Origin of the sequence: Pseudomonas protegens (assembly GCF_003732485.1) — a bacterium.
GTDB lineage: Bacteria > Pseudomonadota > Gammaproteobacteria > Pseudomonadales > Pseudomonadaceae > Aquipseudomonas > Aquipseudomonas protegens_B.
Map to the genome: position 1 here is coordinate 80,118 of NZ_MOAK01000051.1, position 9,380 is coordinate 89,497.

7 protein-coding genes and 2 pseudogenes are annotated in these 9,380 nt (G+C 60.6%); 7 read left to right on the forward strand and 2 right to left on the reverse strand.

Going from position 1 to position 9,380, the window contains the following annotated elements; translation table 11 throughout:
- Together BLX41_RS35235 and BLX41_RS12940 are read left to right on the forward strand one after the other, a co-directional pair.
- Positions 1-119 (forward strand): annotated as a pseudogene (locus BLX41_RS35235) (ABC transporter substrate-binding protein); the annotation flags it as partial.
- Between the two features lie 99 nt (positions 120-218).
- Positions 219-1,013: a class II aldolase/adducin family protein gene (locus BLX41_RS12940; protein ID WP_123725190.1), complete on the forward strand. Its 795-nt coding sequence runs from the start codon at positions 219-221 to the stop codon at positions 1,011-1,013.
- 479 nt (positions 1,014-1,492) lie between these two features.
- Here BLX41_RS12940 and BLX41_RS12945 read toward each other — a convergent pair whose 3' ends face one another.
- Positions 1,493-2,320: a hypothetical protein gene (locus tag BLX41_RS12945; protein WP_259744809.1), complete on the reverse strand. Its 828-nt coding sequence runs from the start codon at positions 2,318-2,320 to the stop codon at positions 1,493-1,495.
- Positions 2,321-2,326: 6 nt separating this feature from the next.
- Positions 2,327-2,440 (reverse strand): annotated as a pseudogene (locus BLX41_RS37325) (helix-turn-helix domain-containing protein); the annotation flags it as partial.
- 573 nt (positions 2,441-3,013) lie between these two features.
- Between BLX41_RS37325 and BLX41_RS12950 the strand changes: the two are divergent.
- The 5 genes from BLX41_RS12950 to BLX41_RS12970 all read left to right on the forward strand — a co-directional run bounded on the left by BLX41_RS12950 (position 3,014) and on the right by BLX41_RS12970 (position 9,109).
- Entirely contained in the window at positions 3,014-3,652 is a 639-nt protein-coding gene (locus BLX41_RS12950) for a TetR family transcriptional regulator C-terminal domain-containing protein (RefSeq protein WP_123725192.1), read from the forward strand.
- Between the two features lie 77 nt (positions 3,653-3,729).
- A complete protein-coding gene (locus BLX41_RS12955) occupies positions 3,730-4,446 on the forward strand; it encodes a response regulator (protein WP_047304616.1) in 717 nt (238 codons plus the stop codon).
- A 1-nt stretch (position 4,447) separates the two neighbouring features.
- Positions 4,448-5,245 (forward strand): substrate-binding periplasmic protein, encoded by a 798-nt coding sequence (locus BLX41_RS12960; RefSeq protein WP_123725193.1) that lies wholly within the window; start codon positions 4,448-4,450, stop codon positions 5,243-5,245.
- Positions 5,242-7,497 (forward strand): ATP-binding protein, encoded by a 2,256-nt coding sequence (locus tag BLX41_RS12965; protein ID WP_123725194.1) that lies wholly within the window; start codon positions 5,242-5,244, stop codon positions 7,495-7,497. The genes BLX41_RS12960 and BLX41_RS12965 overlap by 4 nt, the downstream gene beginning before the upstream one ends.
- A 208-nt stretch (positions 7,498-7,705) precedes the next feature.
- The gene (locus BLX41_RS12970) at positions 7,706-9,109 is read left to right on the forward strand and encodes an amino acid permease (RefSeq protein ID WP_123725195.1); all 1,404 of its coding nucleotides are present in this window, start codon (positions 7,706-7,708) and stop codon (positions 9,107-9,109) included.
- The last annotated feature ends 271 nt before the right edge of the window (positions 9,110-9,380 follow it).

The window sequence follows — 9,380 nt, forward strand, 5'->3', positions numbered from 1 at the left end:
CGCAGTGGGTGCCGACCTCGGAACAGAACCTCAAGGACGCCCTGGCGATGAACGTGGAGTTCTGGGTGGATCATGGCGAGGAGCTGGAAGAGCGCTTCAACGCCTGGGCCAGCAAGTAAGCGCAACGGGCTGGACGCCTGCGGGCGTCCGGTCCTATTGTTTGCCGGCTCTTTTTACCGATCCTGTTTGCCCGCCCACCCGCCTGGAGGACTCCAACAATGAACAATATCGCTCCCAGCCCCCACGCCCTGACCGAGCGCAGCGCCACTGAACAGCGCCTGCGCGAAGAGCTGGCGGCCTGCTACCGGCTGATCGCGCACTTTCGCATGACCGACCTGATCTTCACCCATATCTCGGTGCGCCTGCCCGGGCCCGAGCATCATTTTCTGATCAACCCCTACGGCTTGATGTTCGATGAAATCACCGCGTCCAACCTGGTGAAGATCGACCTCAATGGCGAAGCCGTGGAGCCGTCGCCGTACCCGGTGAACCCAGCGGGTTTTGTGATTCACAGCGCGATTCATGGCGCCCGCGAAGACGCCCAGTGCGTGCTGCACACCCACACCAAGGCCGGTTGCGCGGTGGCGGCGCTCAAATGCGGCTTGCTGCCGGTGAACCAGATTTCCATGGAGTTCTATGGCCGCGTGGCCTACCACGATTACGAAGGTGTGGCCCTGGACCTGAGCGAGCAGCAACGGCTGGTGGCTGATTTGGGCGACAAGAGCGTGCTGATGCTGCGCAACCACGGCTTGCTCACCGTGGGCGAGACCGTGAGCCAGGCGTTTTTGCGCATGTATTACCTGGAGAAGGCCTGCGAGATTCAACTGGCGGCCCAGGCAGCAGGGGAGATCGTGCTACCACCGGACGCGATCTGTGCCCACACCGAGCGCCAGTTCAACGACCCGGGGCGGCCGCTGCAGGAAGGTGAACTCAACGACCCGGACGCCATGCAGCTGGCTTGGGCGGCGCTGTTGCGCTTGCTGCAACGCGTGGCCCCCGACTACCGCGACTGAATCGAAACCGTCGTGCCCGTGCCAGGCGTTCGAAGACTCGGGCGCTCGGTTGCGCCTTCAGGTGAAATTTTCCAGATAGATCGGTATGACTGAATGTCGCTCGTGAAAACGCTCTCTCTATTCTGAGATCCTTGCTTTCGCTTCTTTTTCACTTGCAATGGAATATCGATCAAATGGATCAACTTTTTGCTTCGCCGAGTTCCGCTACGCCTAGGGTAACGGTCCGGAGTATTTGCTTGAACTGGTCAGTATCTGCCTAGCTCTCAATTAACTTTGTTAATGCAGTCGTGAGCTTGGCCTCACTGGTTGTAATAGTGAATGTTCGGTCTGCGCGCACTTAATGTAAGCTAAGAGCGACAATGATGACTCCTTTTTGTCTGTGGGTGTCTAGTTGGTTTAGTTGTACTGGCTCTTTGGAAATGATCTAAGGTGTCGCCTCTCGTATGGAGAGGCGATTTTTGTAAGTTTTGATTTGGGGGCTATATTCGAAGCTTTGAAGTGTCTAGCTCAAACTCTTCGTTGATCTCTAGTTTTTTCATTATGGCTGGTAGAACCTGATGGATTATTCTCATTCCAACTAAAAGCTCGTTCATATATATGTCTGGGTGTATCCGTGATGAGTTGAATCCAAGGCTCTCGGCCTCAGCCTCATGTCCTAACTCCCCATCTGAACCATGAACCAGCTTGAGAAGCTCCGCTCTCAGGGGGACGCCTGCTCGAAAGGCTCTGTCCTTGACGATATCTAGCCACTCCTCATAATCTTTGATGACTTGAAATTTAAAATTTCTGAAATTTGGTGTGAGCCTCTGGTTTTCTTCGATTTTGCAAGCAGCAAGTGACATTAGACAGGATTCAATATTGTCAGCAGGGGTGTCGAATAGCTCTAATTCGTCGTCGTATATGAGTTCCGATAAATATGCTGCATAGAAGCCATATACATTGTTGAGGGATTTATAAATCTCATAGATTAGAGCGGCGTATGGGTTTTCTAGGATTGACTCAAAGAGGTTGTCGTCATCTACATCGTTATAGTTGACTTCAAGGTCTTTGGGGAATACTTCTGGAATGGTTACTCCCATTTCTTTTAGAACATAGAACGTATGCCAGCACAGAGTGTTTCCTTCGTCACTGAGTGGGGAAGTGATATATCCGGTTTCGGCAACCTCTTGTGCCATCGTTGCTAGAAAATGGATAAGACCTTCCCATTTGTTAGCATCCTCTATTGATCCAGCCCAAAGGACGAATGAAGGATCCTTTTCACCAATACCTGTAAGGTTGCGAAGCTTTTCCTCCATCTCTGAGGACATGTGTTCTCCTTTCTTCCACTTGCTGATTTGGGTTGGAGATACTCCAAGGCGAACGGCTAGATCCTTCTGACTGCAAGACAATGTATCCAGTGACAGTTGTACAAGAGCTTCGCTGTACATTTCCTGATACCCCTATTTTGAGTTGATTTAGTAAATATAATGAAAATTTAATAAATCGAATTTTGGGCGTATTTAGGTCATTTGTAAATACTTTACTAAATTTTCACTCCGTGGCGGACACGCGACTCGAACTCCAGAGGAGGCCTGTTCTGTACGTCAGTGCGGGCCAAGAGGTGTATCTAGTCGCGATAGGTGCCGCATGCAGCCTCCAATTTTTTGTGCAAGGCAAGCTGGGCTGGTCATTGGCGATCGACAGAAGACCTTGATGCGGGTCTTCGCCAATCAAATGCTCGTCGATTGGAGTCGATGAAGGTCGCTGTATCGGTAGCGAAATACATAAGGTGGTCCTCATGACGGTGTAAACCGTCGGGTTGTGCCATCTATTCAAATTTACGGCCGCTCAGCACATGTGCGCCATGGTAAAGATCAGCAAGAATGACTTTGTTGATGTCGATGTCGATGTCGATGCCGTCTGCGAAAACTGGTGGGTGATGTACCCCTGGCCACCTTCTGAACACCTGTTGTACAGTCGTTCAGTTTCAATTTTTGGCCACCGTCCAAGGAACCCGCCCCATGAGCCAGGAAGCGCGCTTTTCCCGTCTGGAACCCGACCTGCGCAAGGCCGAGCTGATCGAGGCGACTCTGACCTGCCTCAAGCTGCATGGCTTCCAGGGCGCGTCGATCCGCAAGATCTCCGCCGAGGCCGGGGTCTCGGTGGGGCTGATCAGCCATCACTATTCCGGCAAGGACGAGCTGGTGGCCGAGGCCTATCGCGCGATCACCGGGCGGGTCATGAGCCTGCTGCGCGAAGCCATGGAGCAGGCCGCGCCTGATCCCCGGCAGCGGCTGTCGGCGTTCTTTCGCGCCTCGTTCTGCGCCGAACTGCTGGACCCGCGGCTGCTGGATGCCTGGCTGGCCTTCTGGGGCGCGGTGAAGACTGCCGACGCGATCAATCTGGCCCATGAACATTCCTACGCCGAGTACCGCAACGAACTGGCGAGCCTGCTGGGCCAGCTGGCCGGGGACCAGGGCTGGGAACGCTTCGACGCCGATCTGGCGGCCATCAGCCTCAGCGCCTTGCTCGACGGCCTGTGGCTGGAGTCCGGGCTCAACCCGGGCACCTTCAGCCCGCAGCAAGGCGTGCAGATTTGCGAAGCCTGGGTCGAGGGCTTGCTGGCCAGCCAGGGGCGCGGCTTCATCAGGCCGACATAGGGCTATTGATCGGTTGTTCAGTAATGGTTAGCGTGCGCAAGGCTTGATCTCCAATAAAAATAATCAGGAAACAGGCGATGACTCCTCGGGTATTGATCGTCGATGACGATCCGCTGATTCGCGAGCTGCTTCAGGCTTATCTCTCTCAGGAAGGCTACGACGTGCATTGCGCCGCCACCGCGGAGCAGGCGGAGAGCTTTCTTGGCCAGCACACGGTGGACCTGCTGATGCTGGACATCCGCCTGCCGGGCAAGGACGGCCTGACCCTGACCCGGGAACTGCGGGTGCGTTCGGAAGTGGGGATCATCCTGATCACCGGGCGCAACGACGACATCGACCGCATCGTCGGCCTGGAATGTGGCGCCGACGACTACGTGATCAAACCCCTCAATCCGCGCGAGCTGGTGTCCCGGGCCAAGAACCTGGTGCGCCGGGTGCGCCATGCGCGCCAGCCGCAACCCCAGGCGTCGAGCCCGAGCCCGGTCAAGCAGTTCGCCGACTGGGCCCTGGACACCGACCGCCGTCGGCTGATCGATGCCGGGGGCGCTGAAACCCTGCTGACCCACGGCGAGTACCAGTTGCTCAGCGTGTTCCTGCGCAACAGCGGCCATACCCTGAGCCGCGACCAGTTGATGGACCAGATCCGCAACCGCGAATGGGTGCCCAGCGACCGTTCCATCGACGTGCTGGTGGGCCGCCTGCGGCGCAAGCTGCACGACGACCCGGCCGAGCCGGAGCTGATCATCACCATCCACGGTGCCGGTTACCTGTTCACCGCCAGCGTGGCCGCCTGAATTGCTGCGCCGCGCAGTGGGCCTGTGCCTGAGCCTGTGCTTGATCCTGCTGGCCGGCCCGACGTTCGCTGAACCCCGGCCCGTGCTGCGTTATTGCGACTACCCGGTGTACCCGCCGATTTCCTGGAGCGACGGCCAGCAAGTGCGCGGGCTGGCGCCGACCCTGGTGCGTCAGGTGCTGGGGGACCTGGGTTATCAGGTGCAGGTGGTGGTGCTGGGCAACTGGAAGCGCTGCCTGCTGGACGCCGCCGCGGGCCGGGTGGATGTGGTGCTGGCCTACAGCACCAGCCAGCGCCAGCAGGACCTGCTGTTTTCCCAGGTGCCGGTGCTGCGCGAAGAAGTCGCGCTGTTCGTCAACCGCCGCAGCCTGCCGCGCTTCGCGCACTTGCAGGACTTGCGGGCCTATCGCGGCGGCCTGCTGTTCGGCGAGAGCTACGGCCAGGATTTCGACCGCGAAGTGGTGCAGCACGGCAATATCGAATGGGTCTCCAGCAGCCAGCAGAACTTCGGCAAGCTGATCCGCCAGCGCATCGATTTCATCCCCCATGAACGCCGCACCGGGCAGCTGTTTATCGAGCAGCTACCGGGGGCCGAGGACATAGTCGCCTTGCCCCAGGCGGTGAGCGTCGACTACCTGCGCCTGGCGGTGTCGCGCCACTCGCCCGTGGCGCCGCGCATGGCCGAGATCGACGCGCAGTTGCAGCGCCAGGTGGACAGCGGCGCGGTGCAGCGCTGGCTTGGGCAAAGCCAGGACGACTACCGCGCCATGCTCAAGGCGCAACGGGAGACGGCGCCATGATCCCCCTGCGTTCCGGCGGCCTGTTGCGCCGCCTGCTGCTGTTTATCCTGCTGTTCAGCCTGTGCTTCACCGTGCTCGCCAGCAGCGTGCAGCTGTACTTCGAATACCGCCGGGAAATGCGCGAGATCGACAGCCGCATGGGGCTGATCCGCGCCGGTTACCTGGGCAGCCTGGAACGCAACCTGTGGGACCTCAACCAGGAGCAACTGACCGTGCAGTTGCAGGGGCTGGTGGACTTTTCCGATGTGGCCCGGGTGCACTTGATCAGCAACGATTTCGACTTGCAGCAGGGCAGCGCCGAGCTGATCGGGCCGCTGCGGGTGGAGCGTTTTCCCTTGAGCTATCAACCGCCGTCCGGGCCCTTGCGCCAGTTGGGCGAGTTGCAGGTCAGCACCGATCTGGGGGCGGTGTATCGGCGCCTGTACGCCACCGGGCTGGCCAGCCTGTTGTGGATGAGCGTGTTTCTCTGCGGGCTGGCGGTGGCCTTGTCCGGGCTGTTCTACCGTCTGGTGACCCGGCACCTGCAAGTGATGGCCGATTTCGCCCGGCGCGTGGCGGCCGGCGAGCTGCACGAGCCCCTGCACCTGGACAAGCGCCAGCGCCCGGATGGCGACGAGATCGACACCGTAGCCCGAGCCCTGGACGACATGCGCCGGGCGGTGCTCGACGACGTGCAGCGCCGCGAAGCCGACCGATTGGCCTTGCAGGACAAGCGCGACGAATTGCAGAAAATGGTCCAGCGCCGCACCGCCAGCCTGATGCACGCCAAGGACGAGGCCGAAGCCGCGAACCTCGCCAAGTCGCGCTTTCTGGCGACCATGAGCCATGAACTGCGCACCCCGTTGAACGGCATCCTCGGCATGGCCGAACTGCTGCGTCAGGCGCCCCTGGACCAGCAGGATCGTCAGCGTTTGCAGGCCTTGCATCAAGCCGGGGAGGGCTTGCTGAGCATCCTCAATGAAGTACTGTCCTTTGCCCGGTTGGAGGAGGGCGAAAGCCGCCCGGAAGTGCGGGACTTCTCCCTGCGTCAGTTGCTGGAAGAAGTCACCACCTTGTTGCAGCCCCGGGCCGAGGCCAACCGCACCCGCCTGGAATTGCACATCGACGAACAACTGGCACCGCGCCAGCAGGGCGCCGAGCAGTACCTGCGCCAGGTGCTGAGCAACCTGCTGGCCAACGCCATTCGTTTTACCGAAGACGGCTGGGTGCGGGTCGAAGTGCAAGTGCTCGACAGCACCGCCGGTGGCCAGCGCCTGCGCTGCTGCGTGCGCGACAACGGCATCGGCATTGCCGCGTCGATGCGCGAAAAGATCTTCGAGCGTTTCGTCCAGGCCAGTGATGAAGTCAGCCGCCGCTATGGCGGCACTGGCCTCGGGCTGGCGATATGCAAACACTTGCTGCAGCAACTGGACGGACGCATCGGCGTCGACAGTGAGCTGGGGCAGGGCAGTTGTTTCTGGTTCGAGCTGGTGCTGGGGGTGGGTCAAGAGCCTTTGCCGTCGCCACAGCTTCAGGTGCCGGCGCAGGGTTTGAAGATCCTGGTGGTCGAAGACGTGGCCCTGAACCGCGAAGTGGCCAGCGGCCTGCTGCAGCGTGACGGCCATCAAGTGTGGCTGGCTGAAGACGGCGAGTCGGCTCTGGCCTTGTGTCAGCAGCAAGCCTTCGACCTGTTGTTGCTGGATGTGCACTTGCCGGGCATCAGCGGAGTCGAGCTGTGCCGCGAGATTCGCCAGCGTCCCGGGCCCAATCGGCAGGTACGCATTGTCGCTCTCACCGCCAGCGTCCAGCCGTCCGTGGTGCGCGGTTATCTGCAGGCCGGGATGCAGGGCATTCTTGGCAAGCCGTTGCAGCTGGAGAGCCTGCGTCAGGTGCTGGCCGGGCAGGTGCAGATGCCGCAGGCCGACACTGAGGAGGGCTTGCTCGACCAGGGCTTGCTGGACACTCATCGCAGTCTGTTGGGCGAGCAGAAGTTGCAGGACCTGCTCCAGATCCTGGCCGATGCCCTGGATCAGCAACAACCACTGTTGGCCGACGCCCTGGCCGCCGAAGACTGCACCGAGGTCCTGCACCTGGCCCATCGGCTGGCGGGCAGTGCCGACTCCCTGGGGTTTTGCGCGCTGGCCCGGGTGCTGCGGGAGTTGGAGGCGGCGGCGCAGCAGGCGGATCGCCCGGCTCTGGCGTCCCTGGCGGCGAGGCTGCAGCGGTCCTGGCAAGAGTCTCGGGTCTTGCTGCAGCGCTTGCTGGCGGCCTGACGTACAAAATCCTTACGACTTTTTACATCTTCGATCTTTTGCTTCAACCCGAACTTACATGGCTTTCCAATAATCGCTTGAACCGCGCCCGCCGCGGTCTTCGAAGCTTATTGGAGATAATAATAATGAACTGCCTGCAAGCTGCTTCCGCCTTCCGCCACACCCCTTCGCCCCGCGCCCTGCGCCTCACCGACTGCTGAGGTGCGCCATGACAACCACCACTGAACGTAAAGGCATCCACCTGACCCGCTCCTTGAAGAGCCGGCACATTTTCATGCTGTCCCTGGGCGGCGTGATCGGCACCGGGCTGTTCATGGGCTCCGGGGTCACCATCAACCAGGGCGGCCCCTGGGGGGCGATCCTCTCTTACCTGGTGGCCGGCTTCCTGATGTACCTGGTGATGGTCTGCCTGGGCGAGCTGTCGGTGCAGATGCCGGTGTCCGGCTCGTTCCAGGCCCACGCCACCAAATACATTGGCCCGGCCACCGGCTTCATGATCGGCTGGGTCTACTGGATGAGCTGGGCCACCACCGTGGGCCTGGAGTTCACCGCCGCCGGCATGCTGATGCAGCGCTGGTTCCCCGACGTGCCGATCTGGTACTGGTCGGCGCTGTTCGTGGCCTTGCTGTTCGGCATCAACGCCCTGGCCACCCGCGCCTTTGGCGAGGCCGAATACTGGTTCGCCGGGATCAAGGTGCTGGCGATCCTGAGCTTTATCGTGGTGGGCGCGCTGGTGATCTTCGGCGTCATCGACCTGCCCAGCGGTGCCCCGGCGCCGATGTTCGACAACCTCAAGGGCGACTCACTATTCCCCAACGGCCTGCCGGCGGTGTTCGCGGTGATGATGACCGTGGTCTACGCCTTCCAGGGCTGCGAGATCATGGGCGTGGCCGCCGGTGAAACCGACCAGCCGGAAAAAAGCATTCCGCGTGCCGTGCGCAACGTGGTGTTTCGGGTACTGATCTTCTACGTCCTGGCGGTGATGGTGCTGGCGGCGATCATTCCCTGGCAGCAAGCCGGACTGGTGGAGAGCCCCTTCGTCCAGGTGTTCGACATGGTGGGCATTCCCTACGCCGCCGACCTGATGAACTTCGTGATCCTCACGGCGATTCTTTCGGTGGGCAACTCCGGTTTGTATGCCTCTACGCGCATCCTCTGGGCCATGTCCAAATCCGGCATGGCGCCCAAGGCCCTGTCGCCCCTGAGCAAACAGGGCGTGCCCCTGCGGGCTTTGGCCATCACCCTGTGCTTTGCCCTGATCTCGCTGATGACCAGCTTTATCGCTGCCGACACCCTGTTCATGGTGCTGATGGCGGTGAGCGGCATGGCCGGCACCGTGACCTGGATCGTCATCGCCCTGGCCCAGTACCGCTTCCGCCGTCAGTTCCTGCGCGAGGGTGGACAACTGCACCAGCTCAAATACCGTGCGCCCTGGTTTCCCCTGGTGCCGCTGTTGTGCATCGTGCTGTGTAGCTCGTTGTTTGTGTTTCTGGCCCTCGACGAAACCCAGCGCCCGTCGCTGTATTGGGGGTCGGGCTTTATCGCCCTGTGCTATGGCGCCTACTACCTGATGCAACGCAAACGCCAACTGCAACCTGCAGCCGCTGTGTAGGAGCCGGCTTGCCGGCGAAGGGGCTTGCAAGTCATGCAGCGCCTGTGCCGGCGAAAGGGCTTGTGAGACATGCAGTGCCTGGGCGGAGGCCTTCGCTGACTTTGCGGCCTTTGCGGCTAGAGGGGGCGGGGTTCATATCCGTTGCTGCGGGGGCGGCCACTTATGGTTTCGCCCTTACGGCGAGTCCCTTTTTACAAACGCCTAAAAAGGAACCAAAAACGCTTGCCCCTCCATGGGCCCCTCGCTAAGGCTCGGGGTTCCCTCTCTCCGG